The 25,679-nt window shown below is 62.9% G+C and carries 23 protein-coding genes, 1 tRNA gene and 2 pseudogenes; 14 read left to right on the top strand and 12 right to left on the bottom strand.

The genetic code is table 11. The features are described from left to right. Positions 1–15: 15 nt before the first annotated feature. Together ABS761_RS13095 and ABS761_RS13090 are read right to left on the bottom strand one after the other, a co-directional pair. A complete protein-coding gene (locus ABS761_RS13095) occupies positions 16–951 on the bottom strand; it encodes an N-carbamoyl-D-amino-acid hydrolase (RefSeq protein WP_350408780.1) in 936 nt (311 codons plus the stop codon). Positions 952–1,018: 67 nt separating this feature from the next. Then, entirely contained in the window at positions 1,019–1,639 is a 621-nt protein-coding gene (locus ABS761_RS13090; RefSeq protein WP_350408779.1) for a TetR/AcrR family transcriptional regulator, read from the bottom strand. 63 nt (positions 1,640–1,702) lie between these two features. On the opposite strand from ABS761_RS13090, the gene ABS761_RS13085 reads away from it, so the two are divergent. The 4 genes from ABS761_RS13085 to ABS761_RS13070 all read left to right on the top strand — a co-directional run bounded on the left by ABS761_RS13085 (position 1,703) and on the right by ABS761_RS13070 (position 7,086). Beyond that, positions 1,703–2,038, top strand: a complete 336-nt coding sequence (locus tag ABS761_RS13085; protein ID WP_350408778.1) for an Mpo1-like protein — start codon at positions 1,703–1,705, stop codon at positions 2,036–2,038. A gap of 230 nt (positions 2,039–2,268) precedes the next feature. Then, positions 2,269–5,199: a xanthine dehydrogenase family protein molybdopterin-binding subunit gene (locus ABS761_RS13080; protein WP_350408777.1), complete on the top strand. Its 2,931-nt coding sequence runs from the start codon at positions 2,269–2,271 to the stop codon at positions 5,197–5,199. After that, positions 5,196–5,741, top strand: coding sequence for a (2Fe-2S)-binding protein (locus ABS761_RS13075; protein ID WP_350408776.1), 546 nt, complete (start codon positions 5,196–5,198; stop codon positions 5,739–5,741). The genes ABS761_RS13080 and ABS761_RS13075 overlap by 4 nt, the downstream gene beginning before the upstream one ends. Positions 5,742–5,751: 10 nt before the next feature. Further along, positions 5,752–7,086 (top strand): cytochrome c, encoded by a 1,335-nt coding sequence (locus ABS761_RS13070; protein ID WP_350408775.1) that lies wholly within the window; start codon positions 5,752–5,754, stop codon positions 7,084–7,086. A 13-nt stretch (positions 7,087–7,099) separates the two neighbouring features. Here the strand turns inward: ABS761_RS13070 and ABS761_RS13065 are convergent, their stop codons facing one another. Further along, a complete protein-coding gene (locus ABS761_RS13065; protein WP_350408774.1) occupies positions 7,100–7,765 on the bottom strand; it encodes a 7-cyano-7-deazaguanine/7-aminomethyl-7-deazaguanine transporter in 666 nt (221 codons plus the stop codon). Between the two features lie 154 nt (positions 7,766–7,919). Between ABS761_RS13065 and ABS761_RS13060 the strand changes: the two genes are divergently transcribed. Both ABS761_RS13060 and ABS761_RS13055 read left to right on the top strand, forming a co-directional pair. Further along, a complete protein-coding gene (locus ABS761_RS13060) occupies positions 7,920–8,942 on the top strand; it encodes a Dyp-type peroxidase (RefSeq protein ID WP_350408773.1) in 1,023 nt (340 codons plus the stop codon). Next, complete coding sequence (locus ABS761_RS13055) at positions 8,935–9,744, top strand: family 1 encapsulin nanocompartment shell protein (RefSeq protein ID WP_350408772.1); 810 nt, start codon at positions 8,935–8,937, stop codon at positions 9,742–9,744. Before ABS761_RS13060 ends, ABS761_RS13055 begins: the two co-directional genes overlap by 8 nt. Positions 9,745–9,843: 99 nt before the next feature. Here ABS761_RS13055 and ABS761_RS13050 read toward each other — a convergent pair whose 3' ends face one another. After that, positions 9,844–10,458: a hypothetical protein gene (locus ABS761_RS13050; RefSeq protein ID WP_350408771.1), complete on the bottom strand. Its 615-nt coding sequence runs from the start codon at positions 10,456–10,458 to the stop codon at positions 9,844–9,846. A gap of 218 nt (positions 10,459–10,676) precedes the next feature. Between ABS761_RS13050 and ABS761_RS13045 the strand changes: the two genes are divergently transcribed. Beyond that, positions 10,677–11,291, top strand: a complete 615-nt coding sequence (locus ABS761_RS13045; protein ID WP_350408850.1) for an ABC transporter ATP-binding protein — start codon at positions 10,677–10,679, stop codon at positions 11,289–11,291. Between the two features lie 256 nt (positions 11,292–11,547). Next, on the top strand, positions 11,548–12,336 hold the full coding sequence (locus ABS761_RS13040; RefSeq protein WP_350408770.1) for an alpha/beta hydrolase: 789 nt from the start codon (positions 11,548–11,550) through the stop codon (positions 12,334–12,336). 121 nt (positions 12,337–12,457) lie between these two features. Here ABS761_RS13040 and ABS761_RS13035 read toward each other — a convergent pair whose 3' ends face one another. Together ABS761_RS13035 and ABS761_RS13030 are read right to left on the bottom strand one after the other, a co-directional pair. Next, a complete protein-coding gene (locus ABS761_RS13035) occupies positions 12,458–13,993 on the bottom strand; it encodes a phospholipase D family protein (RefSeq protein ID WP_502881436.1) in 1,536 nt (511 codons plus the stop codon). A gap of 137 nt (positions 13,994–14,130) precedes the next feature. After that, positions 14,131–15,369 carry an FAD-dependent oxidoreductase gene (locus ABS761_RS13030; protein WP_350408768.1) on the bottom strand — a complete coding sequence of 413 codons (1,239 nt, stop codon included), beginning with the start codon at positions 15,367–15,369 and terminating at the stop codon, positions 14,131–14,133. 527 nt (positions 15,370–15,896) lie between these two features. On the opposite strand from ABS761_RS13030, the gene mgtA reads away from it, so the two are divergent. Beyond that, positions 15,897–18,662 carry a magnesium-translocating P-type ATPase gene (mgtA, locus tag ABS761_RS13025; RefSeq protein ID WP_350408767.1) on the top strand — a complete coding sequence of 922 codons (2,766 nt, stop codon included), beginning with the start codon at positions 15,897–15,899 and terminating at the stop codon, positions 18,660–18,662. 175 nt (positions 18,663–18,837) lie between these two features. Beyond that, positions 18,838–19,431, top strand: a complete 594-nt coding sequence (gene wrbA / locus ABS761_RS13020; RefSeq protein WP_350408766.1) for an NAD(P)H:quinone oxidoreductase type IV — start codon at positions 18,838–18,840, stop codon at positions 19,429–19,431. Between the two features lie 70 nt (positions 19,432–19,501). Here the strand turns inward: wrbA and ABS761_RS13015 are convergent, their stop codons facing one another. From ABS761_RS13015 to ABS761_RS12995, 5 genes are all read right to left on the bottom strand, one after another. Then, the gene (locus tag ABS761_RS13015) at positions 19,502–20,227 is read right to left on the bottom strand and encodes a uracil-DNA glycosylase family protein (protein WP_350408765.1); all 726 of its coding nucleotides are present in this window, start codon (positions 20,225–20,227) and stop codon (positions 19,502–19,504) included. Positions 20,228–20,304: 77 nt separating this feature from the next. Continuing rightward, complete coding sequence (locus ABS761_RS13010; RefSeq protein WP_350408764.1) at positions 20,305–22,086, bottom strand: alkaline phosphatase D family protein; 1,782 nt, start codon at positions 22,084–22,086, stop codon at positions 20,305–20,307. Positions 22,087–22,522: 436 nt separating this feature from the next. After that, entirely contained in the window at positions 22,523–22,843 is a 321-nt protein-coding gene (locus ABS761_RS13005) for a type II toxin-antitoxin system RelE/ParE family toxin (RefSeq protein ID WP_350408763.1), read from the bottom strand. A 5-nt stretch (positions 22,844–22,848) separates the two neighbouring features. Continuing rightward, positions 22,849–23,109 (bottom strand): ribbon-helix-helix domain-containing protein, encoded by a 261-nt coding sequence (locus tag ABS761_RS13000; RefSeq protein WP_350408762.1) that lies wholly within the window; start codon positions 23,107–23,109, stop codon positions 22,849–22,851. A gap of 94 nt (positions 23,110–23,203) precedes the next feature. After that, entirely contained in the window at positions 23,204–23,335 is a 132-nt protein-coding gene (locus tag ABS761_RS12995) for a hypothetical protein (RefSeq protein ID WP_502881439.1), read from the bottom strand. A gap of 18 nt (positions 23,336–23,353) precedes the next feature. Here ABS761_RS12995 and ABS761_RS16945 point away from each other — a divergent pair, with 18 nt between their 5' ends. From ABS761_RS16945 to ABS761_RS12985, 3 genes and pseudogenes are all read left to right on the top strand, one after another. Beyond that, complete coding sequence (locus tag ABS761_RS16945; RefSeq protein ID WP_502881434.1) at positions 23,354–23,632, top strand: AbiEi antitoxin N-terminal domain-containing protein; 279 nt, start codon at positions 23,354–23,356, stop codon at positions 23,630–23,632. Continuing rightward, positions 23,550–23,729: pseudogene (locus tag ABS761_RS16940) on the top strand (type IV toxin-antitoxin system AbiEi family antitoxin domain-containing protein); the annotation flags it as partial. The gene ABS761_RS16945 and the pseudogene ABS761_RS16940, both read left to right, overlap by 83 nt. A gap of 88 nt (positions 23,730–23,817) precedes the next feature. Beyond that, a pseudogene (locus ABS761_RS12985) lies at positions 23,818–24,246 on the top strand (DDE-type integrase/transposase/recombinase); the annotation flags it as partial. A 58-nt stretch (positions 24,247–24,304) separates the two neighbouring features. Here ABS761_RS12985 and ABS761_RS12980 read toward each other — a convergent pair. Continuing rightward, positions 24,305–24,380: transfer RNA gene (locus ABS761_RS12980), tRNA-Gly, on the bottom strand. A gap of 277 nt (positions 24,381–24,657) precedes the next feature. On the opposite strand from ABS761_RS12980, the gene murB reads away from it, so the two are divergent. After that, positions 24,658–25,659, top strand: coding sequence for a UDP-N-acetylmuramate dehydrogenase (gene murB, locus ABS761_RS12975; protein ID WP_350408761.1), 1,002 nt, complete (start codon positions 24,658–24,660; stop codon positions 25,657–25,659). Positions 25,660–25,679 lie beyond the last annotated feature (20 nt).

The following is a 25,679-nucleotide window of genomic DNA, read 5'->3' as shown; positions in this document are numbered from 1 at the left end:
GGTTCCCGGCGGTCTTCAGACCAGGGGTTCGCCCGCGCCGACACGGTCGACAATGAGGCGGTAGTGTTCAGGGCTGCGGTGCTTGGCGAAATTGAAGACGTGCTGGCGGAAATTCTCGCCGATCCGCAGATCGGCCTTGACCGAGATCACCTCGTCGTCCTCGGACAAGGTGCGGGCGACGATTTCGCCGGTGGGCGCGACGATGACCGAGCTGCCGATCATGTGGAAGCCGTCCTCGGACCCGCATTTGCCCGCCGCCGCGACCCACAGGGCGTTCTGGTAGGCATTGGCCTGCAGCGAGATGAGGTGCGTGGACGTGCGCAGATGGACAGGCTCGTTCCAGTGGATGTTGATCGACGGCGTGTTGTAGCCGAGGACGACGACCTCGGCGGTTTGCAGGGACAGGACCCGATACGTCTCGGGCCAGCGCCTGTCGTTGCACAGGCACATGCCGAAGCGCGTCCCGTCCATGTCGAATGCCCGGAAACCGAGATCGCCCACCTCGAAGTATTTTTTCTCGAGGTGCTGGAACGGCGCGTCGAGCTTGTGGTCGGAATGGCCTGGCAGATGTATTTTGCGGTATTTGCCGATGATGCCGCCGGTCTTGTCGACGAGAATCGAGGTGTTGAAGCGATGGCCTTCGGGCGTGAGCTCGGCGTATCCAAGGTAGAAACTCATCGAGAGTTTCCGCGCCTCGTCGAACAGCGGCTGGACGTCCGGGTTGGGCATGGCCTTTTCAAAGTACCGGTCGATCTCCTCGGCGTCCTCCATCCAGTAGCGGGGAAAGAACGTGGTCAGGGCGAGCTCGGGGAAAACCACGACCTCGGAGCCGCGGCTTTTGGCCTCGCGCAGCATCTCGATCAGCCGGCCCACCACGGCCTTGCGCGAGTCCGCGAGATTCACCGGCCCCATCTGGGCGACGGCCAGGCCCAGCGTGCGATTGCTATCCATGTTGATACATGCCTTCATGAAATCAAAAATATTTTTGATTATCAGCCCGGGCACGCGTCTTGCCGACTCACATTTTGTGGCTCCGCCTTAAGCCTGGGTTAAGACCGGGCCGGCCGGCGATCGTGGTGCCGATGATCTCGGCGAGCCAGTCGCTCGGCGCCGTTCCCTCGGGGACCCGCAGCAAGCCGTCCAGCAGCAAGGATGCCAGGCCGTGCACCAGCGACCAGCAGCCGCGCGCCTGGACGGCGCGTTCATCGCTTGTGGCGTCGCCCCGCATATGCCGCAGCAGTGCGCCAAATGCGCCGGCGCGGGCGGTGTCGAGCTCCGGATCCTGGTCCTTGGGCCGGTTGGCGCCGAACATCAGGCGAAACAAGGCCGGCTGGTCCAGGGCAAACAGGACGTAGGCGATGCCTTCGCGCAGCAGCGGCGAGCGGGACGGCTCGTCGGCGTCTTCCGCCGCCTCGAGCCGCGTCTGCAGTTGACGGAAGCCGTCGGCGGCGATGGCGGTCAGCAGCGCCTGTTTGTCCGAATAGTGGCGGTAGGGCGCCATGGCGGATACGCCCAGCCGCCTCGCGAGCGCGCGCAGGGTGAGGGCCTCGGGCCCGCTTTCCTGGACGAGGGCCATGCCTTCGTTCAGCAGCGCCTTGCGCAAATCCCCATGATGGTATTTTTGCGAAGATGTTGACATCGTAAACATCAATTCCTAGAATTCGTATGTTTACATAGTAAACAAGAACCAGGGAAATGAGCCATGTCTATTTCATCGATGCTGAGCACGCAGTGGGCCGACTATCCGCGGGCGCACGCCAATCGGGTCAATTTCGTGGTCCATTTGGCGACGGTGCCGCTCTTCATGGCCGGGACTGTGGCCCTTTTCGGGGGCTTGTGCACGGGATCGGCGGCGTCGTGCTTGACGGGGCTGTCCGCCATGATGGCGGCCTTGGCCGCGCAAGCCTGGGGCCACCGGCTGGAATCGCATCCACCCGCTCCATTCACCGGCCCGGTCAATGCATTCGCCCGGATCGTGTTCGAGCAGTGGCTGACGTTCCCACGGTATGTGCTGTACCGGATCCGGCGTGCCCGATGACGGCTGCGCCGCCTGGAACAGGCAATCCCGGACAGCCTGGCGGATGGGCCTGTACACTGGCGCACAGAAGCAGGCGCTTGGCATGGCATCGTTTCGCGCCCGGAAAATAGATAAAGGGATGTCCTCGGGAGGTCGCGCACGTCCAGGTCCTCGTCATTCGCGGTGGAATCACCACCGGGAATACGGGGCCACACGTCGAACCGGGACGGCATCGCACAGGAGGATGATGTATGGGTGATGGACTCTCTCGGCGCGGCTTCATCAAGCTTGGCGTATTCAGTGGCATTACTGTCCTGTTGTCCCGCCTGTCCACTGCCCAGGGGGTTGAGATCGATTCCGGGCGGCGCGCCAAGGACTGGCTGGCGGCCGACGGGACGGCCCGTTACCGCTGGGACGCGGTGCGCAAGGTCACGGGGCAAAAGATTTTCGCGCGCGACTTTCGTGCCCGGGATCTACCCGGCTGGCCGGACCAGCAGGCGCATGCCTTCTTCATCAAAGCCACGCGGGCCGATCGCAGCTTCGAGGGGGTCGATCTTTCGATGCTGGGCGCGGATTTGCAGCCCGACCGCCTGCTGCTGCACGAGGATTTAGCCCGCGATGGCATCGAGGCGCCCAAGCCCGCGGACCTGGGCCCGGATTTCTACGGCCGCACGCTGCTGACGCCGCAAGGCGAGACACCACCCATGCTGGGCCAACCAGTAGCCCTGCTGGTGTATGGGGATTTTGGGCGGTTCCAGGCCGCCAAGCGACGGCTGCGGTTCGCCCCCGAGGTCGTCCGCTATGGGGCGGACACCGGGCCCAAGCCGCCACCCCACTATGGCGCGGCGCGCTATGTTCGCATTGCCGGGGAAGCCCCTGGCGCCCCGCCGGTGTTCTCGTCCATGCAGGATGCCGTCATCTGGGGCACCTTTGACGGCGCTGCGCCGGTGTGGCCCGTCGCCGATTCCGACAACCCTTTCGTGCCGCGGGCCGTGACGCTCAAGCACCGTGGCGGCAGCGCCCCGCGCGATCCCGCCCAGGTCGCGCGCGACACCCGCGACGCCATGCGCCGTGGGATGGATGCCGCGCAAGTCATCGCGCAGGCGATCGAGGATGGGCGCGCCGATCCCGCCAAGCTGATCTTGCAACGCCGGGGATTCTCGCAATCGATCGACCCTTGCGCCATGGAGGCGGACAACGGCAATGCCTGGTACGACGCCAGGACACGGACTCTGCATCTGATCACCGCCACGCAATCGCCCTACGAGGTCGCTCGTGTGGCGGCTTTGATGGTCAAGGGTAATCCGCGTTTTCCCGTCGACAAGATCGAGCTGTCGACCGGCACCACCGTCGGCTACGGCTCAAAGGACCATTCTATTTTTCCGCTCTACGCCATCGCGGCCTGTTTCTATGGAGCCGGCCAGCCCGTACGCGTGGCCAACGATCGCTACGAGCAGTTCCAGATGGGCATGAAGCGGCATTCGGTCGACATGGATGTCACCATCGCCGTGGATCGCAATAGCGGCAAGTTCGATATTCTGAAAGGCGAGTACACCTGCAATGGTGGCGGTCGCGCCAATTTCTCATTTTCCGTCGCCCAGGTGGCGGCGACCGCGGCACAGTCCATCTACTATTTCCCCCGGTCCGACGTGGCGGGCGTCGCCCTCTCGTCCACGGCTGTCGAGGCGGGTTCGATGCGGGGTTATGGCACTTTGCAGTCAATGACGATGACCGAGCTCATGATCGACGAGCTGTCCGCCGAGCTGGGCATCGACGCGATCGAACTGCGCCGCCGCAATGCCCTGCGTCCCGGCGAACCCAATACCCAGGGTGCGGTGCCGATGGGCGATCCGCGCAATCTCGAGATGCTGGAGCGGGCGGCCCGGAATCCGTTGTGGCTGAACCGGGACGCCAACAAGGCGGCCTACGACGGCAAGCACCCCGGTCATCGCTATGGCCTGGGCTTTGCGCAAGTCCAGAAGGACTATGGGTCGGGTGCCGACACCAGCGCCCTGGTGCTGGAGTTCGACGCCGAAGGGCGGATCACCATGCGGCATTGTCTGCAGGAAATCGGCACCGGCGCCACCACCGCTCAGCAGGTCATGATTCAGCGCATCCTGGGCAAGGCGCCGGATCTCGCCGTATTCGGCGAAACCGGGTTCGAGCAGTTGCCCCTGGTCAGCAACGAGCTGCCCTTCACCATCGATCAGGCGCAACAGGACTCGCTCTCCGGGAACCCCTTCTGGGTGCCTTGCCTCTTGCCGGCCATGAGCGCGTCCAACAGCGCGTACTTCCTGGGTTTCGGCACCCGTCAGGCGGCGCGATTCCTGTTGGAGCACGCGCTCTGGCCTGCTGCGCGCGCCCTCTGGAGCGAAGGCCCCGGCCAGGGGCAGATCGCCAGCGGCGCCATGCGGTCCACCGATCTGCGTGCCGTACCCGGTGGCATCGGTGGCGGCGGCATGTCGCCGCTGCCTTTCAAACAGGTCGCCCGCAAGGCGCACGACATGGGCTTGATCACTGGCGTGGCATTGCATTGCTTCAGTCGCTGGGAATGGGCTCGCGCGCAGTTCGAGGTCCCCGGCGTGGGTCGGCTCGAGCTGCCGGTGGACGCGCTGGCCGTGCGTTATGGCGATGGCGCCCCGGACGGCCTGAAGCGGCGCATGACGACCGGCGGCTACGATTTTATTGAACGCGGCCAAGTCCATTTTCCAGCCGTTGAACGCAATAACGCAGGCGTCACCACGTATACGCCGGCTGCCTGCTTCGTCGAGCTGGACGTCAACACCCATACGGGCGACGTCCGCGTCCTGCATTTGCACAGCCTGCTGGATACCGGCAGGGTCATCGTGCCCGAACTGGTGTCCGGGCAGCAGCAAGGCGGGCTGGCCATGGGGATCGGCCATGCCCTGATGGAGGCGCTCCCGTTGTATGACGACGGCCCCGGCAACGGCACCTGGAACTTCAACCGCTACACCTTGCCGCGCGCCAGCGATGTGGCGGTCTGGCGGCAGACGGCGGAATACTTGCCGCCGTCGTCCGAGACCTCGCCCCCCAAGGGCGTGGCCGAAGTGGTGATGATTCCCGTCGTCGCCGGCATTGCCAATGCGATCCACCACGCCATTGGCAAGCGGTTCTACCAATTTCCCATCACGGCGGAAAAAATCAGGGGGGCCTTGGCATGACGCTCGAAATGCGTTCTTTGTCCATGACGATCAATGGCGAGCCCGTCGGTCCGCTGGACGTGCCGGTCGGCATGCCGATGATCGATTTCCTGCACGAGCACCTGAACCTGACCGGCACGCGGTTTGGCTGCGGTCAAGGCATCTGCCATGCCTGCGTGATCATGGAGGAGCGTGGCGACGCCCCGCCCGTCGAACACCGGACCTGTGTGTTCGATGCTCATTTTTTCAACGGAAAATCCATCGTCACCATTGAAGGCCATGCCCTGCTCGACGATCAGGGTGAGGTGCGGTCGTTGTCGCCCGTGCAGCAGGCCTTCATCGATCACTTCTCTTTCCAGTGTGGCTATTGCACGCCGGGCTTCGTGGCCGGGGCCACGGTGTTCATCGAGGAACTCAAGCGCAAGCCCATTCCCCGCGGCCAGTTGGAATCCGCCATCGAATCGGCGCTGAATGCGCACATCTGCCGCTGCACCGGCTACGTGCGCTACTACGAGGCCGTCAGGGACGTCGCCCTGGCCACGCCGGGCTGCGTCATCGGCTGAGGGGGAAATCATGCAGAGATCACGTCCGCAGCGCGCCCTGTGGCTGGCCTTGGCCCTGATCCTGTTGCTGGGATTGGCGGCCGTCTTTCTGGGCTTGTTTCGGGCCACCAGCGTCACCGAAGCGGTCGCTCGTCCCCTGTCCGAGGACGAGGTGCGCGAGCTGTTGCCGCGCGGCCGGCAGTTGGCCATGGCCGGCGATTGCTTCGGTTGCCACTCCAAGCCCGAGGGCCCGCGGGCGGCCGGCGGCGTGGCGCTCGCCACGCCTTTCGGCACGCTGTATTCCACCAACATCACACCCGATCCGGAACATGGCATTGGCCGGTACACTCGCGCCGATTTTCATCGGGCGCTGCTCGATGGCGTGGCCAAGGGCGGCCGCAACCTGTACCCGGCCATGCCTTATGTGTTCACGCATCGCACGACTGCGGCGGACGTGGATGCCCTGTATGCCTACATGATGAGCATTCCGCCGATCGCCGAGGCCGACACCCCGCCGACGGGGATCTACAGGCTGCCGGTTCGCGGGTTCATGAATTTCTGGAACCTGCTGAACTTTCCCGGGCGGGATGCCGTGAGCGCCCCGGCGCCGGCGGTCTCGGAGGCCGCGCCGGAGCGCGCCGATCAGTGGGTGCGCGGAGCCTACCTGGTCGAGGGCCTGGCCCATTGCGCCGCTTGTCACACACCCATGAACGTGACCATGGGCACCGACTTCTCGCGCCATTTCCAGGGCGCTGTCATCGATGGGATGCAGGCGCCCGACATCCGTGCCGAAACCTTGGGCAGGCAGGGTTTCGACCTTGATTCCCTGACGCGGTTCCTGCGCACGGGGGTTTCGCCGCAGGGCTCCTCCTTCGCCGGCATGTACACCGTCACGCACGCCTCGACCAGCGACATGAGGGTCGAGGATGTCGAGGCCATGGCGGTGTACCTGCTCACGGGCGAGGACGGCGTGATCGTGCCGGCGGACGCGCCGCCGCGGCCATGGAAGGCGGCGGCCTCGCTCGCCGACAGCGCTGAACTGACGGCGGGACGACTGGCCTATCTTTCCGCTTGCGCGGGCTGCCACGGTTTGGCGGGCGAGGGCATCCCCAATGTCGCGCCCGCCATGAGAGGCAACGCCACCTTGATCAACGACGATCCGCGCAACTTCGTCAAAGTCGTGCTGGAAGGCATTCCCGCGCAGCGGTTCGCCGGTAACCAGCGCATGGACGCCATGCCGGGATTCGCGGATCAGTTGAGCGACGAGGCCATCGCGCGGTTGACGAACTGGTCCAGAGGGCAGTGGGGCGGGCAGGCGCCCGCCGCCACGGAGGACACGGTCCGGAAGCTGCGCAAGGCGCCCTGATCCAGGCGCGAGGTCAGGCGGTCGGCAGGGCCTCGCGCTGTTTCATGATCCGGATGAGGGCATTCAGGGCGACGCCGTACATCGGTACGAACAGCAGCAGGCTGACGGACAGCTTGATGACGTAGTCCACGGCCGCGATCTCGACCCAGTGCGCGGCCATGAAGGGATTGTCGCTGCGCCAAAAGGCGATGCCAAAGAACGCGGCCGTGTCCAACGCCTGCCCCAGCACCGAGGCGGCCGCCGGCGCGACCCACCACTGGACGTAGCCGCGGCGCATGCGGTCGAACACGTGCACGTCCAGCAGTTGACCCAGGACGTAGGCGGCGAAACTCGCGAACGCGATGCGGAACACAAAGAGGTTGAACTCGCCCAGCGCGCCGATGCCGTTGAAGGCGCCCTCGTGAAACAGTACCGACACGATATAGGAGACGATCAGCGCCGGGAGCATGGCGCGCAGGATCACCCGGCGCGCCTCGGCCTTGCCGATGAGGCGCACGGTCAGGTCCGTCGCGAGGAAAATGAAGGGGAAGCTGAAGGCGCCCCAGGTGCTGTGGAAACCGAACAGGTCGATGGGCAACTGCACCAAGTAGTTGCTGACGATGATGATGAGGATGTGAAAGGCGACCAGCAGCGCGAGGTGCCAGGATGCCCGCGATTGCGGGCGGAATGCGGATGTCATGTGGGCCTTTTTGGTGGATGGGGTGAGGGAACCCATGGATGGAGGCAATACTGGGCCGCATTATACGCCGACCGGGCAAGGCGGTACCCTGAAACAGGCCTTGATCACAGGGTAAACTAATCACTTGGGTTAGCCGATCCGCAAGGAGAAAAATTTGTCTTCCGTGACCCACCAGCCCGTTGACGCGCCGCTCACGCAAGCGGCCATGTATCTGGTTCTGACCCTCAATCCGGGGCCCGAGCCCTTGGACGCCGTGCGCTCGTTTTGCGCGGGCTTGTCCGGGCTGCTGCGCTCGGTCGGGTTCCGCGACCTCGACGGCCGCCTGTCCTGCATCGTGGGGTTTGGCTCCGATGCCTGGGATCGCCTGTTCGGCACGCCGCGACCGAGGGAACTGCACCCCTTCAAGGAAATCCAGGGCGTGCATCATGCCGTCTCCACGCCGGGCGACATCCTGCTGCATATCCGCGCCACGCGCATGGACCTGTGTTTCGAGCTGGCCACGCAGATCACCCTGCGGCTGGGCGCCGCGGCCGCCGTTGTCGACGAGGTGCACGGCTTCAGGTACTTCGATGCCCGGGATCTGATCGGCTTCGTGGACGGCACCGAGAACCCCGACGGCGCCGCAGCGGTCGCCGCCACGGTCGTTGGCGATGAGGACGGCGATTTTGCCGGCGGCAGCTACGTGATCGTGCAAAAGTACCTGCATGACCTTGCGGGCTGGAACGCGCTGCCGGTGGAAATGCAGGAACGCATCATCGGTCGCACCAAGCAGACCAATATCGAACTGGCCGAAGACGTCAAACCAAGCTGGGCCCACAACGCGCTGACCGTGATCGAGGAGGACGGCGAGGAGCTGGATATCGTGCGCGGCAACATGCCGTTCGGCGATGTGGGCAAAGGGGAATTCGGCACCTATTTCATCGGCTACGCCAGATCCCCGAGTCGCATCGAGCGGATGCTCGAGAACATGTTCATCGGGCGCCCACCGGGCAATTACGACCGGCTGCTGGATTTCAGCCGTGCCGTCACGGGTTCGCTGTTTTTCGTGCCTTCCGCCGGCTTTCTTGAGGACGCACCCGGGTTCGGCGCAGCGCCGGCCCCGGGTGCGTCCGCGTCGGATGCGCCCGACGGCTCGCTGGGCATCGGCTCACTCAAAGGAGAATCCTCGTATGAATAACCTGCATCGTGAACTGGCGCCGATATCGGATGCGGCGTGGAGCCAAATCGAAGAAGAAGCCTCCCGGACGCTCAAACGTTATCTCGCCGCCCGGCGCGTCGTGGACGTCGCCGACCCGCAGGGGGCCGCCCTTGCCGCCGTCGGCACCGGCCATCTCAAGGCGATCAAGGCGCCGGATGAGGGCGTTCTGGCCGGCCAGCATCAGGCCCAGGCCTTGGTCGAGCTGCGCGTGCCGTTCGAGCTGTCACGCCAGTCGCTGGACGACGTCGAAAGAGGGTCCGACGATCCCGACCTGCAAGCCCTCAAGGATGCCGCGCGCAAGATCGCCTATGCCGAAGACCGGGCCGTGTTCGACGGCTACGCCGCGGCGGGCATCCAGGGCATCCGCCCCGGCGCCGGCAATCCGGCGGCAAAGCTGCCGGCCGACATCCGGCGCTATCCCGCCGTTGTGGCGCAGGCCTTGAGCCAACTGCGCCTGGCGGGCGTCAATGGCCCGTACATCCTGGTCCTTGGCGAAAAGGCGTATGCCGCCGTCAGCGGCGCCAGCGACGAAGGCTACCCCTTGCTCAAGCACATCCGGCCGTTGCTGGGGGGCGACATCATCTGGGCGCCAGGCATCGAGGGCGGTGTGCTGCTCAGTACCCGCGGCGGCGACTTCTCGCTGCATCTCGGTCAGGATGTCTCGATCGGCTATCAGTCGCACACAGACAGCGTCGTCAGCCTGTACTTCCAAGAGAGCTTTACCTTCCGGCTGCTGTCGCCCGAAGCCGCGGTGTCCTTGACGCCGTCCGCCGAAAAATGAGGGTCTCCGGGTCGGCTCGCCGAATATCGCGGCGGCCGATCCGGGCCTCGTCCGCTTTGCCGCGTTTGATCCCGCGGAGGAGCATCGTAGATCTATTGGCTATCCATTGTTGCCTCGCAACCAATGCTGGTAAGCCGTGCGGGTGGCACCAGAGACCGACTCGAGCACTTTCTGGTGTTTGACCTGGTGGCGCAGCGTCAGCCGCGCATCGGCCACTGCGCGCGATTTGCAAAACCAGTGGCAACTGTGCTGCAGCAGGTATAGCTCCGCCGACAGGTGATAGGCGCGGGTTTTCGCATCCCAGCCGCCGTCGTTGTCCACCACGCGGCGCAAGCCGGTCGCATGGATGTGCAGTAGTTCGCGAAAGTCCCGCGTCGACGCGGGGAGAAAACGCTCGGCGTAAGGCACACAGAAGGGGAGCACGCCCATGCCGGTTGCTTGTGCGCTTTCCTTTTGCATGGCGTCGGCCAACGACCGCACCTGTGCCGCCACCGCGCGTTCGGTCGGAGCGAAGGTTTCCAAGACCTGGATCTGACGCGCCTCGGAGTCTTCGTGGATGGCGCGGGTGTAGCCTTGCGTCAGGGTTTCCATGTGGCGTTCGAGCTGCAAGGCGGCCAGGTGGCGTCCCAGCAGCGCGATATGCGTGCGCTGGTATAGCACGCGCAGCGCTATCCATGCCGCCGCGGCCATCAATAGCGTCAATCCAGTATCCACGGCTCGTGTTCCTTCGTCGTCCAACCGGAATGCCGGCGCATAAAATAAAAAACCCTGACCGAGGTTTTGGCTTTTCTGGTGCTGGATTCCGGCCCGCTCAAGAGGGATGGGCCCGAGCGCGGGCCCATCGAAGCAGATCATACACAATTCCGCGAAAATGACGGCATCGCCCGTCCTGAGCCTGGTCGCGCGCCCCATTCATGCGTACACTTTTGGCCATGCTACGCATCGACAATCTCAGCAAGCGCTACGGCGACCACCTCGTATTCGAGGGCCTGACCCATACCTTTGCGCCCGGGTGCGTGGCGCTGTGCGAGGAAAGCAGTACCGGCAAATCCAGCGTGCTGGGCATCATCGCGGGCGTCGTCGCGCCGGACGGCGGCGACGTCTGGATCGATGGCCATTCTCTGGTCCACGCGCCATTGCAAGCCAAGGCCCGCCTGGCCTATGTGCCCGATAACTGCCTGGCGTTTCCCAAGCAGACGGGGCGGGGGCTGCTCGAGCGGATCGCCTCGGAAAAAAACACGAGCCTCGACGATGCCGTACTGGACTTGGCCCGCCGCCTGGGGCTGGAGCCCCATTTGGACAAGCGCTTCGAACAGATGTCGACGGGCACGCGCCGCAAGGTCTTTCTCGCGGCCGCCGCCTTGGGCGATCCGGCCGTCGTCATCGCGGACGGCCCGAGCAACGGGCTGGATGCTCAGGCGTGCGCCGTGCTGGCCGAGCAGTTCGAGGTCTGGTCCAGGGATCGCGTCGTGCTGTTTGCCAGCCATGATCCCGAACTGGTGCGGGCCTGCGGCGCAAAAACAATCGAGGTCGCCGCGCTGCGTTAAACCGCTCGTTTTAGGACGCTGCAGATTGGCGCAAACGGCGGTTCGCGAGCGGCGTTGCGGGTCCGGGCCTCATCCGTTTTCCGTACCTTGTCGCTGCCCGTCTGCCGGCGTGCTGCGATTTGAATCGCCGCGCCGACGTTTCTTGGCCGGCGAGTCTTTGCGCCATTGATGTGGACGATTCCTTTCTTGTGATAGATCAAGGAGGGCCGTGGAATAGAAGAAGAAACTCTGAGGATGAGGCTTCTGGGGATTCGATATGGGCAGGTTCATTTTCTTTTGTGCGATGTTGCTGCTCGGGATGCAGCCCCATGCTTGGGCTCAGATCGGCCAGCAAGTGGCCGACATTCCCACGAGGTCCGGGGTCACACAGCGGATACTCGTGCTCTCGCCGCCTGACCCGAAGGCTGCGGTGATATTGTTCCCGGGCGGCCATGGCGGCTTGCAGATTGCCGGGAACGGTTCCATGAGATGGGGGGACGATAACTTTCTCGTCCGGACGCGGCGGATGTTTGCGGATCGAGGGCTCTTGGTCGCGGTCCTCGACGCCCCATCGGACCGGCAGGCTCCGCCTTTTCTCGCGGATTTTCGCCAGACACCCGCGCACGCCGCTGATGTCAAAGCCATCATCGCGTGGATACGCGGTATCGCCCAGGTTCCCATCTGGCTCATCGGAACCAGCCGTGGCACCCAGTCAGTCGCCTACCTGGCCACCAAGCTGACCGGCCCCGAAGGCCCGGATGGCATCGTCCTCACCGCTACGATCCTCACGGACGGCAAGTCGCGTCCCGTGCCGTCCCTGCCGCTGGAGGATATCCGCGTGCCCGTGCTGGTGGTGCATCATGAGAAAGACGGCTGTGGGCACTGCGCTTTCGACAAAGTTCCGGCCTTGATGGCTCGGTTTGGCAATGCGCCCGAGAGCCGGTTGCTGCCCTTCAGGGGCGGCGTGAGCACAGGGGATCCGTGCAAGGCCCACGCCTATCATGGGTTCAATGGCCTCGAACAGGATGTCGTCCAACAAATCGCCGCCTGGGTTCTTGCGAGGTAGCAGGGCTCGGGGGCCGGGACGGTCGACACACAGCGTCGGCCACACCGCGGCAAACGCCAACAATCTCAAGGTCATGCCGATTGGCTTGTCGCCACGCTGCGGATTTGACGGCCGGGCGCACTTACAACAAGTGCTCTATGGGCAGCAAAGACAAGGCGCCGACATACCAGCGTTTCCAGAAGGGGGTGGAAGGCTCGGTGGTCAGTGTCCTGGTTTCATCTGGGAGACGTTCCAGCCAGATGATATGGTCCTGGTCATCCAGCGCGAGTTGGTAGGCACGGCCCGGAATCTTGTGGTCGAAAATGTTCGACATGGCGTGCGCCATCGCTTCGCTTTCGATGACGAACCCGAGTTCCGTATTCAGGAGGGCGGAGCGGGGATCGAAATTGAAAGAGCCCACGAACACCCGCTGGCCGTCCACGGCGAATGTCTTGGCATGCAGGCTCGATCCTGAGCTGCCGAATGGTCCCGCCTTCTCTTTGGGTGCCTCCGGGTCGGCGGCGCGCCGCATTTCAAATAGCGTGATGCCGGAGTGCAGCAGGGGGCGGCGGTATTTTGCGTATCCCGCGTGAACGGCCAGCACGTCCGTGGCTTCCATGGCATTTGTCAGTATGCGCACGCGCACTCCCTGTTTCGCCAGCGAATCGAATATTTCCACCCCTTGTCGCGTGGGGATGAAATACGGGGAGATCAGATCGACCGAGTGCCTGGGCTTGCCGAGGATGCTCGCCAGTCGCGTCGCCAACATGGCTTCGGGCCCTGCGCGGCCCAGGACTTTACCGGGATCGTCGCTGACCATGCGTACGGGCACCCAATAAAATTCGAGCGTGCCCGCCAGCAGGCCCTCGATAAAGGCTGATTTCTTTACGGCTTCGATATAGGCATGGGTTTTGGGGTCACGGGTGCGGTGGGTGTCGTCCCGCGCTAGCGACTGTGCCTCGCGTTTGCCAGGCATGGCGACGAGTTGCTCCAAAGGGTAGGCCGACTCGCTGTTCCAATAGCGGTCGAAGTCTCGTGAGACGTCGTCGACGACGCTGCCGACAGCCATGACATCGAGGTCGGTGAAGGTGATGTCATGGGTGGCATCGAAGTACTCGTCTCCGATATTGCGTCCACCGACGATCGTCGCCTGGCCGTCGACGGTCAGCGACTTGTTGTGCATGCGCCGATTCAGTCGGTTGAAATCCGTTAGAAAGCCCAGTTGCTTGGCGGTGCGAAATGGAAAAGGGTTGAACAGACGGGCCTCGGCGTTCGGTTCCGCATTGAGCAATGCCAGCTTGCCGTCCAGTCCCGTGGTGCCGTTGTCGTCGAGCAGCAGCCTGACGCGCACGCCGCGCCGCGCCGCTTCGCGCAGTGCTCGGAGCAGCAGGTTGCCGGTCGTATCGTCGCGCCAGATGTAGTATTGGATGTCGATTGCGCGTTGGGCCGTCGAGATCAAGTGCATGCGCGCCGCAAAAGCATCCAGCGAATCGGCGAGCGGCACCACGCCCGACGCCCCGGGGTGCTGTTCTATCAGCGGCGCCAGGCTTTGCCCCAGCCTCGTGGCGGATCCGTTCTGTGTCATGAGTGCCTGTGATGCGACCCCTCCTTCTTGGGAGGGCAGGCCACATGCCGACAAGAGTCCGGCGGTCAAGATCAGAACCCAACGCCTCAACATCGCATATCCCTGTGCCAGATAGAGCGAGATTTTATACGGTTTGGGCGGTTTTCCGGCTGGAGGGAGGCGGATGCCCGCCCGGCATCTTGCGCGCGAACGTCCAGGACACGACAGTGGCGGGCCCGCCTGAAGGGTGGTCAGGCGGTGAACTCGGGCGTCCGCACATGCTCCTGGCGGATTCCATAGCCGAACAGCCGGGCGGGGCGGTTGCGCACAATGCGGGATTTCAGCAGCATGCGCAGCAGCCACGGGATACGAGGCGGCCTGCCGCCTTCCTCGAGCGCCCGGCTGATGACGCGGTTCTGGATGGCCAGTTGCACCCTTTGCACCACATGCACCGGCATTTCCCGCCGGCGCTGGACGGATGCGAGCAACGCTTCGTCGAGTGCGCGCCCCTCGCGCAGCGGAAGCGCCAGGGCGTTTGCGGTGGCCACGGCGTCTTGGATGGCCAGATTGATACCCACACCGCCGATCGGCGACATCGCGTGCGCAGCGTCCCCTATGAGGAGCAAGCCCGGCTTGTGCCAGCGCTCGAGGCGGTCGACCTGTACCGTCAGCGTGCTGACCTTGTCCCAGCTTTCTATACTGTCCTTCCGGTCGGATAGGAATGGCGCAAGTCGGCCAACCGCCTCGCGCAGGCCATCGATCGGCTGGGCCCTCAGTGTCGCATCGCTGCCTTTGGGCACCACGAACGCGGTCTGCCAGTAGTCGTTGCGGTTGAGCAAGACCATCAGGTGGCCGCCGTTCACGATTCCGAACGTGCCTTGCGGGTCGCTCGCCGAGCGGGGGACCCGGAACCACAGCACGTCCATCGGAGCCCCGTAGTCCTTGGCTTTCAAGCCGGCCGCATCGCGTATGGTAGAGCGCCGTCCGTCGCAGGCGACCACCAGGTCGGCACGGAGCTCGTAGGCTCCGGTAGGGGATTCGACATGGACACCGGCGACGCGCCCGCCCGCCTGGATCAGTCCGGTGGCTTTGTGTCGCATCCGCAGGTCGAATGCCTCGTAGCGCCGGCCCGCATCCGCCAGCAAGTTCAGGAAATCCCACTGGGGCACCAGCGCCAAGTAGTCAAATGGCCGCAAGCCGCGAAAATCCACGACCGGCTGCTCGCGTCCGGCGACCAGTCCGCTCAGGTGGCTTTCGCGCCGTTGGGGCAGCAGCTCGAACTGTTTCAACAGATCGAGCTCCTTGAGGATCTGCAAGGTCGAAGGGTGCACGGTGTCGCCGCGAAAGTCGCGGAGGAAATCGCCGTGCTTCTCCAGGATGACGACCGATATGCCCGCCCGGGCGAGCAATAGCGCCAGCATGATACCCGCGGGGCCGCCGCCGACAACGCAGCATCGTGGGGGGTGATGGGGTTTCGCACCGAGTGTCATGGATGTGTCCTCGAGACTATTGGCCCGCCGGCTGGAGCTCCTGGGTGCTCGGGTGGGGGCGTTGCGGCTTGTCCAGTCGATAGTAGCGCAGGTGTGTGCCGGTCCGGTAAAAAAGCGAGCCGGGAAAATAGTCCGGGAATCGGTATAAGCCCCCAGGCCGTTCACATCGCCATCGAGGCGGCCCAGCCGCAAAAAACTTTGGGCAGGCCTGGGTTGAAGGCTGGGTTGAAGGCTTGCCACTCATTTTTGGAGTGTTTAGAATGTTCCCCCTCTTTATCTTCGGAGTTTCCCCCTGTGGATAGTCCTAGTAGTCGGTCGTTGACCGACGGACCGCAGGCAAGGTAACCGCAGGCGCCTCATCGCCTGGCCGCTGCCTTGCCGACTTGGCGGGCAGCGGTGTCAAGCAGCCGGCTTTCGGCTGTTTCCCACCCCTCCCTTTTCCGTCCTTTCCGCTTTGCCGCGTCCGCGGCAAGAGCGGGTGTGGCCGTGCGACTTTATGCGCCGGCCTGGTGATTCCGGGAGATCACATGCGTTTCACCCTCTTGAAAGAGTTCTTTGCGGGCTTTCTCCGGTCCCGCCATATTGCGCGACACTTTCGCCGCCTGGCGCTGCTGGACAGCCTGACCCGGTCGGACATCAGCCGTGACGTGCCGGCTCGATTGTCCAAGACTTTGATCATGGCCGCCGTCGCGAATCCCGCGGTGCTGCTCGAGCAGCTCGACAGCCACAATGATGGCCTGTCCGAGACGCAGGCCCAGGCCATTCGTGCGCGCGTAGGGTATAACGAGGTCGAGCACGAGAAGCCGCTGCCTTGGTGGGCTCATCTGTGGCATTGCTACAGGAATCCGTTCAACCTGCTGCTGACCTTGTTGGCGGCCATTTCTTTTCTGACCGAAGATATGCAAGCCACCATCGTGATCAGCGCGATGGTGGTGTTGTCCACGCTGCTGCGCTTCTGGCAGGAAGGGAAGTCGAACAGGGCCGCTGATGCGCTCAAGGCGATGGTCAGCAACACGGCGACCGTTGTTCGCCGGAATCCGTCCGTGGATGCCGCGCCACAGGCCGAACAGTTCTTCGGCGTGGCCTTGCACGTCAAGCCGGCTCGGAACGTGGAGCTTCCCATCAAACTCCTCGTGCCCGGCGATTGGGTCGTCTTGTCGGCGGGGGACATGGTGCCGGCCGACTGCCGCGTGCTGGTGGCCAAGGACCTGTTCGTATCCCAGACCGCGATGACGGGCGAGTCGATGCCTGTAGAGAAGTTTGCCGCTCAGCGCAACGTCGACGCGGTCAACCCGATGGAGCTGGACAATATTTTGTTCATGGGCACCAACGTGGTGTCCGGTTCAGCCACGGCTCTCGTGCTGGACACAGGCAACAGCACCTACTTTGGGGCGTTGGCCAGCCGCCTCGGCGCCAGGGGCCGTGCGCCGACATCGTTTCAGACCGGTGTCAACAACGTGAGCTGGCTGCTGATTCGTTTCATGTTCTTGATGGCGCCGCTGGTGCTCTTTCTGAATGGCTTCACCAAAGGCGACTGGCAGGAGGCATTGCTCTTTGCCTTGTCCGTTGCGGTGGGTCTGACGCCTGAGATGCTGCCCATGATTGTGACCTCGACCCTGGCCAAGGGCGCTGTGTTCCTGTCGCGCAAGAAGGTGATCGTCAAGCGGCTGGACGCGATCCAGAACTTTGGCGCAATGGATGTGCTTTGCACCGACAAGACCGGTACGTTGACGCAGGATAAGATATTTCTCTCACAGCATTTGGATGCCTGGGGCGAGGAATCCGACGAGGTCATGGAGCTGGCCTACCTCAACAGCTATTACCAGACGGGCCTCAAGAACCTTCTGGACGTGGCTGTGCTGGAGCACGCGGAAGCCAACCGCCCACTGAAATTCGCCGGAAACTATTGCAAGTTCGATGAGATTCCGTTCGACTTCAATCGCCGCCGCATGTCGGTGGTCGTGGCTGATCATGATCAAAACAAGTGGCTTATCAGCAAGGGCGCCGTCGAGGAGATCCTGGCTGTCTGCGCCCGGGTGCGCCATGGCGATGCCGTCGAGCCTCTGACGCCGCGGCTATTGGCCCGGATCCGGGGTGTGACGGCAAGTTTGAACGAGGAAGGACTGCGTGTCGTTGCCGTGGCGGCAAAGCAGGGTGCGCCGGCACAACGTACGTATGGCGTTGCCGACGAGCGGGATCTCACCCTGATTGGTTATGTCGCCTTCCTGGACCCCCCGAAGGAGTCCACGGCGCCGGCGCTGCGCGCCTTGGCCGACCACGGTGTGGCCGTCAAGGTGCTGACAGGCGACAACGAGTTGGTCACTGCAAAGATTTGCCGCGAGGTTGGCCTGGCGCCACAAGGCATGTTGCTGGGCAGCGACCTCGAGCGCATGAGCGATGGCGAACTCGCCAAGGCCGTGGAAAGCCACAATGTGTTCGCCAAGCTTACGCCCTCGCACAAGGAGCGCCTCGTGCGCCTGCTGAAAGCCAATGGCCATGTGGTTGGGTTCATGGGGGATGGCATCAACGATGCGCCGGCGCTGCGCGCGGCCGATATAGGGATCTCCGTTGATACGGCCGTGGATATCGCCAAGGAGGCCGCCGATATTATTCTGTTGGAAAAAAGCTTGATGGTCCTGGAAGAGGGCGTTCTCGAGGGCCGCCGCACTTTCGCGAACATGCTCAAGTACATCAAGATGACCGCCAGTTCGAATTTCGGCAATGTGTTTTCAGTGCTGGTGGCCTCGGCCTTTCTACCTTTCCTGCCCATGCTGCCCATGCAGCTTTTGGTGCAGAACTTGCTGTATGACGTTTCGCAAATCGCCATTCCCTTCGATCGTGTCGACGAAGAATTGCTGCGTCGTCCGCAACGCTGGCAGCCGGACGATATCGGCCGGTTCATGGCGTTCTTCGGGCCAATCAGCTCGCTGTTCGACATCCTCACGTTTGCGATGATGTGGTTTGTGTTCGGCGCGAAAACGCCGGAACAACAAACGCTGTTCCAGTCGGGTTGGTTCGTTGTCGGCTTGCTGACGCAAACATTGGTGGTACACATGATTCGTACCTCCAAATTGCCCTTCATCCAGAGCCGCGCTGCCGCGCCCCTCTTGGTCATGACGGGCCTCATCATGGCGGTGGGTATTTTCCTGCCCATGGGTCCGTTGGCCGATTACTTCAAGATGCAGGCGTTGCCGCTGTTGTACTTCGTGCTGCTGCCCTTGATCCTGCTGGCCTATATGGCGCTGACGCAAGCCCTGAAGGGAGTCTATCGTCGTCGTTGGGGCTGGCAATGAGCCTGTTTTCGCTATAAGCTGACGATCGACCCGCATGGCATCATTTTTACCCGCCAATGAGGGGTCCCGCGCGCTTCGAACCGTCGCGCGGGCTTTTGGCAAAAGAATGGCCTGCGGCTTGCTGGAATTGTTTGGCGACAAGCAAGGCGGCTTCTTTTTCCAATGGAGAATACCCATGAGCAACGTTCGGCTGGCGGTCATTTACTACAGCACCTATGGCACCAATTACGCAATGGCGCAAGAGGGCGCGGCCGCCGCGCGCGAAGCCGGTGCCGAGGTGCGTCTCCTGAAGGTGCGCGAAACAGCGCCGGAATCGGTGGTGGCCGGGCAAGCGGCCTGGAAGGCGCAAGCCGAGCGTACCGCCAGTGTGCCCGAAGCCAGTGCCGCCGACATGGAATGGGCCAACGCCTACTTGTTCAGCGCGCCCACGCGCTTTGGTACCGTGGCAAGCCAGATGCGCGCGTTCATCGATACGCTGGGCGGCGCCTGGCAGGGCGGCCACCTGGCAAACAAGGCCGTCAGCGCGATGACCAGCGCCCAGAACATGCATGGCGGCCAGGAATCCACGCTGCTTGGCCTGTATACGACCTTCATGCATTGGGGCTCGATCATCGTCGCGCCCGGCTATACCGATCCCTCGTTGTTTGCGGCTGGCGGCAACCCCTATGGCACGAGCTCCAACATGGGCGCACTGAGCGACGAGACCAAGGCCGCCGTCCGTTTCCAGAGCCGGCGGCTGGTCGAGTTCGCAGGCAAAATCGCGTCCTGAGGGCTGATCCGGGGCGCGCGGATAGCATGTGGCGCCCGGGGGTGGTCTGAGGCCGGCAGCGCCAGCGCCATCACAGCCAGGGGGCCAGGGTCTGGTCGGCAACCTCGGCCCAGCCCTGGTTGGCCGTGGGATTGGCCGGACTGGGGTGCAGCAGGTACGCCGTAGGCACGGTGTCGCCCACGATGGCCTGCGCGCGGCCATGGGCAAAGCGCCCGATCCCGATCACCACGCGTGGCCGGGTTGCGTGAATGACAGCGTCCAGCGCCGCGTCGCAGATGCCGAACAGTGGCTCGCGTTCGGCCTTGTGCAATTGCTCGGGGACGAGGTTGCGGTTATTGCGCAGGAACAGCAAGGGGCAATAGTTCCAGACGAAGACATCCTGGAAGAATCGGTCGGGGCTGTCGAAGCGCGCGCGCGCCCAGCCCCAGAAACGATCCCCGCTGCCTTCGCTGCGGTGGCAGCCAAAGCCGGTAATGGGGTATTTGTCGTGCTGCTCCGGCAGGGGGCTGCCCAGGGGTTTTTCGATCCCCAGCCAGTCGCGCGCCATGGCGACCTGACCAAAGGGGACTCCGGTCTGAGCCATGCCCCAGGGGCCGGGATTCATCCCCACCAGCAGAATCCGGCCAGCCCGATTGCCGTGGCGCTGCAAGTATTCCCGGTGCGCCGCCCACATGTAGATCAGCGGGTTATAGACATGGCTGGCACTGGCAAATGCCAGCGTTTGCAAGCTGCCCGCAAGCACGCGCGCGATGGCCGTGCTGGGGTTGTCCATGTCGAGGTCGGGTCGTGCAGTCATGTATTTCGCCTAGGTTCTGGTGTTGAGCATTTTGATGCGGTTGGGTCGCCCAGTACTGTGCGCTCTTGTTTTTCGACTTAGGAAATGGGCGCCACTGCCACCAAATGGTTTGAGAAACTCGTTTCGGTTTCACATCGCCAGCTTGCCCATAGTTTGCATTCCCCAGCAGTCCCGGGATCCAGCTCCAGAGCGAGCCAGTTGCGCGCCGCCATGACATGCGCGTCATGGCCCGGAAAGGTCATGACCTCGGCGACATACTGTACGTCGATGTTTTGAGGCTTTTTGGCATTGGAGTTCAACCAGGCCAGAAACAGCCGCTCTGTCACCCCCATCAACGAGGGGTGCACCACGGCGGACGACGTGAATTGATGCATCTGGGACCAAGTCTCCGAGGCCGGGAGGTCCCTGCGGTAGGCTGTTCCCCAAGCCGCCACATGCACGTCTCCGGAAATCAGGGAAACGCGGATTTTCTTGTCGCGAGCTACGCTGGAGAGCACTTCCAGGAGGCGCTTTCGTTCACCTTCGTGATCATCATGGGACCAGTGATCTTTCAGGTCGTCGGCGTTGCTGTCGGTGACGTGGTCTTGTCCGAATTTATCCAGGAAAAGCTCTGCCAAGGGCAGTTTCGGGTGGACCACCGGTACGGAGGACATGAGCAGCAGGTGTTGGCATCCATTCTTTGGTTGTGGCCCAAACCCTCTGGGTTTGAGATTACCGGTCCATGCTTTGATCTGCCGCCATGTGTCCGGTCCCATCACTTGGGTGCGCGAGCGCTCGGTGCGCAAGTCGGCGGCGACGATAGCGACGGGGCCGATCGAATATGCTGATGTAAAGCCTGGCTGATTATCGAGCAGCGGGAGCGCAAGCGGGTCCTTGCTGAGGACCTTGCTCCACAGGATGGGTTTGAAAATGGGGTCCTGGCGGGAGAAGCCCATGGGTGTCGCGTCCTCCAGCTTAGGCAGATCCGCCACCGCATGTTGCATCTGGAACACCCAGAATGCCCTGCGCGCGTGGCGAAACAGAGTTTGAAAGAGCTCGCAGTTCTGCATCTCGCAGCTATACGATCCCCAGCCGTCAAAGATGTCGTGATCGTCCCACATCATGATGGTGGGCATGGATGCCATCGCTGCTCCTGCATCGAGTGCAGCCGTGGTCGTTGACCACGGCTGCCTTTCAGTGGGGAGCCATCGTTGCTTGTACAGATTCAGGTAGTAGGCCTCGATCTCACGTTCGAGGGGCTTGGTCACTTTGAAATCCAGTTGGGCTTGGCGAGGCATGGCAACCCATTGTCGAAGCGCTTTGACGTCTTCCCAGATGGAGTCGAAATAGATCTGGTCGCCCCCCATGAGCATCAAGTGGAAGCGCTGCAGCCCCCTGGCATGAATGCGCTCCTCGTGCCACAGCTGTTCCTTGTCCAGGAGCTTGACCTCGCCAGCCCCGGGCGCTCTGCGCAGAGTGCGATCATGGCTATAGAGCAGGTCTTCCCAGACTGCGTTCGAAGTCCGGATGATTTTTCTCATCACGGCAGGGTCGGAAAACCCATTGCACGATACGTAGGCCATGCGCGGACGGAGATCCTTGCCCGGCACTGTCATGTTCCACGTCAGCCCGCGAGGGATGCCGTAGTTCACCGTGCGCTCGTCCTTCAAGACTTTGCAGGATACGTCGTAGCGCAGATAGCGTTCGCCGCGCGTGAGCAAGAGCTCCTGCGGAGGTGGACATGCCTTGCCATCCACCTGGAAGCCTGGAGCCTCTACACCTGCCTTGAGGCCAATCAACGCCGTTACTCTCCAGGTATCGCCTTTGCCGGTGCCTCGGAACGACAGGACTGGCCCCAGCACAAGATCTTTTTCATTCATCGTCAAGCCCCTCTTTAGACAAATGCATTCGTACGCCACGCCGCGTCGCAGTCGTCTCATGAAAATATTATCGTAGTGGCACCAGCGACATCGGTCCGGTGTTATCGATGATTTTCTTTTCCGCACGGATGACCGCATGAGGGTCCTGGCTCGATGCGGTTGGGGCGGTGTGATGAGTCGCGCCTGATGAGCGCTCGACCCTGTTCATAGGGTAGCGCTGATCGCCATGGCCTGGCGGATGTTCATCGTTCGTGGGTGGCATGGGGTCGAAAAAAGGCCCAAACCGAAATTTGGGCCTTTTTGAATCCTGGAGCGGGAAACGAGTCACTGGATCAGGTTCTAACTTTTTGATGAAAATAGGGTTTTTCTATCCTATCCGAACGGGATGGGCAAGATTATGGGCAAATTCCGGTCTCACGAGAAGGCACAGCGGTTGTTACAAATCAAAATCCTCTTTGAATCGGTCAATCTGGTGCATCCGCGTGTGGAGGATCGTCACGATACCGATGCCGTTGTTTGACAGCCGGCGCCAATAGACGAAGTGTTGTTCGTAGCGGAAGAAGTAACCGTTGATGCCGAACTTAGCGGGGATGGGACGTGATGTTGTCCGTCGGCTCTCGATTCCGTCAAAAGCCTCGAACAAGCCGGTGATATAGCGGTCAGCCTGTTGCATGCCCCAATGATCTCTCGTGTAGCGATAGATCTCGTCGATCCGGTAGGAGGCTGCCTCCTGGACTCGGATCTGTACCTTGGCCAACGCGTTTAAGCCTGGTTGCGTGCAATCACGTCAGCCGCTGTCTGGGGCTGGTACGAAGACTCTGGGGCTGCGTAGGCATGGGCCAGCTCCGTCTTCAGCCGGTCAAACGCTTCCCGCTCGGTGCGCTCCTTGTCCCGGCGGATCAGATCGCGCATGTACTCACTGACGTTTTCGTAGGCGCCCTGGTCCCCCACATTGGTGGCGACGAAGTCGCTGAGAGTCCCGCTGAGGCGGACCGTCATGGTCGTCGTGCTTGCTCTTGGCATGGTGTGCTCCTACCTGAGGTATTGGTATTCAATATAATTAAATTTGAATACGATGGCAAGAGTCGGGGGCTGAAGGCCTCAATCATTGGTCTCCTCAATGGATGATGGCGAAGCAGAGGCAGATGTCTTGCATGAGGTTGACCGATGATTCATCGTTGACCCAAGCATAGGCGATGATCTTTGCCTTCGAGTCGTACTGGGAGAACAACCGGAACCGCCTTCCAATCTTGGCCCGTCGTCAGTGATGGTGGGCCGATCCAGCCGCGTTTCTCAACCTGACGGATTTCGATTGGATTTTGTCGTTAAGTTCCACCATAAGGTCAATTTGGCCGCTCGCTACGCCGAGAGCGGCTGGCTGGTGCGCCTGGGGCACGGCGTCTATGCCTATCCCAACGACAACTTTGATGCTAGCGGTGCATTGCAGCTTCTGCAAGAGCGGGTTGCTGGCCTGCTGCACCAGCGTCAAGACCGTGCGCCTGTTCCTGACCTGGGCGCGGGAAACCGGCGTCATCGACGTGGATGAGTTGCTGGCGCAATACCCGGTACGCTCCGGCAGCGCCAAGCGCTGGATGAGCCGGCTGGACGATGGAACCCTGTTAAGCCTGAATCCTCATGGATAAACATGACGCCGACACAACGTCTGCCATCACGTTCATCCGTACGCAGACATTTTTCTTTCTTGTCCCCACACGTATTCCAGCGTAATGTCGGATCCATGCGGCACTGTCCAGGGCGCACACCCGCGTCTCTGAAAAGGTTGTGCGACGCCTGATGAAACAGGAGCGACTCGTCGTCGTTGCCGTAAAGCGGCGCCGGTACCGCTCCTACCAAGGTGAGGTGGGTACGGCGCCACAGAACCTGCTCAATCGCGACTTTCAGGCTGGCGCATCGAACAGAAAGTGGCTCACCGACATTACCGAGTTCCATCTGCCGGCAGGCAAGGTGTCTCTGTCGTCCGTGATCGATTGCTTCGATGGGTTAGTGGTCAGTTGGTCCGTGGGCACGCGCCCCGATGCTGACCTGGTGAATACCATGCTGGATGTCGCCATTGAGACGATCACCGATAGCGCCGACCGGCCTGTTGTGCACTCTGATCGCGGTGCTCATTTCTGGACGAAAAAAAGCCGAAAAACAAAGTTTCCGGCCTTTTTTGAATCATCTATGGACGTTGGTGGATGTCCATGGACAAAAATCCTGGAGCGGGAAACGAGTCTCGAACTCGCGACCTCAACCTTGGCAAGGTTGCGCTCTACCAACTGAGCTATTCCCGCGTTAGCTATCAAGCTAAGCCCTGCATTCTAGTTCCGATCGGGGCGTCTGTCAAATTAACCCGGGCCGCCCCGGGCGCCCGGAAGACGATGTTTCCACTGGCCTGGAGCACCTCGCCAGGCGCTGGACAAACCCGTCGCCACCGATGCAGGGAGGCGAATTCTAGCATGTCCTCGGCATGGCTTGTCAATCGGGCTTGTGGCGGTCGCGGGCTCCGTGCGGCATCCGCGCGTTATGCTTACGATTTTGCCGCGGGCTGGGATGCGCATGGCACCGGACATGACCGAACAGGATCTGCAAGGCTTCAATACCCTGGGCCTGCCAGCGCGCGCGCGCGCGCTGTATGTCGAGGGCGAGGCGGACGCCCGTATCCTGAGCACACTGGCGGATGCGGGACACGAGGTGTTTGTGCTTGGCGGCGGCAGCAATGTGGTGATGTGCGAGCGGCCACGCCACCTGGTGGCCCGGGTGGGCCTGCGCGGCATTGGCCTGCGACGCGAGGATCGCGAGGCGTGGGTGATCGAGGCGGCGGCGGGCGAGCCCTGGCATGATTTCGTGGCCTATTGCCTGAGCCAGGGTTGGCCCGGCCTCGAGAATCTGGCGCTGATTCCCGGCACGGTGGGCGCGGCGCCGGTGCAGAACATCGGCGCCTATGGCCTCGAGCTGGACCAGCGCCTGGAGGGCGTGGTGGCTTGGGACATCCAGGCGGCGCGCCGCGTCGAGCTGGCGCCCGAGGGTTGCGGCTTTGCCTATCGCGACAGCCTGTTCAAGCGGGCGGGCGCGGGCCGCTGGCTGATCCTGGCGGTGCGGTTTCGCCTGCCCAAGGTGTGGCATCCCGTGCTGGACTATCCGGATCTGCGCACGCATCCCGCGCTGGCCGGTGGCGAGGCGACCCCGGGCGCAGTGTTCGACGCGGTCTGCGACATCCGTCGCCGCAAGCTGCCCGATCCGGCGCTGCTGGGCAACGCCGGCAGTTTTTTCAAGAACCCGGTGGTGCCGGCTGTGCGGGCCGAGGCCCTGCGCGAGCGATTCCCGGGCCTGCCGGCCTATGGGCAGCCGGATGGCCGGGTGAAGCTCGCGGCGGGCTGGCTGATCGAGCAGGCGGGCTGGAAGGGCCGGCGCCTGGGGCCGGTGGGCATGCACGAGCGCCAGGCGCTGGTGCTGGTCAATCACGGCGGGGCGGCGGCGGCGGATGTGTTGCGGCTGGCGCGGGCGGTGTGCGAGGACGTGCGGGCGCGGTTCGGGGTGGAACTGGAGCGCGAGCCGGTGCTGCTGGACTGAGTCTTGCTGTGGGGCGAGGC

The sequence above is a fragment of the Castellaniella sp. GW247-6E4 genome (assembly GCF_040276065.1).
Taxonomy (GTDB): domain Bacteria; phylum Pseudomonadota; class Gammaproteobacteria; order Burkholderiales; family Burkholderiaceae_B; genus Castellaniella.
This window is presented reverse-complemented; position numbering and strand designations above follow the sequence as displayed.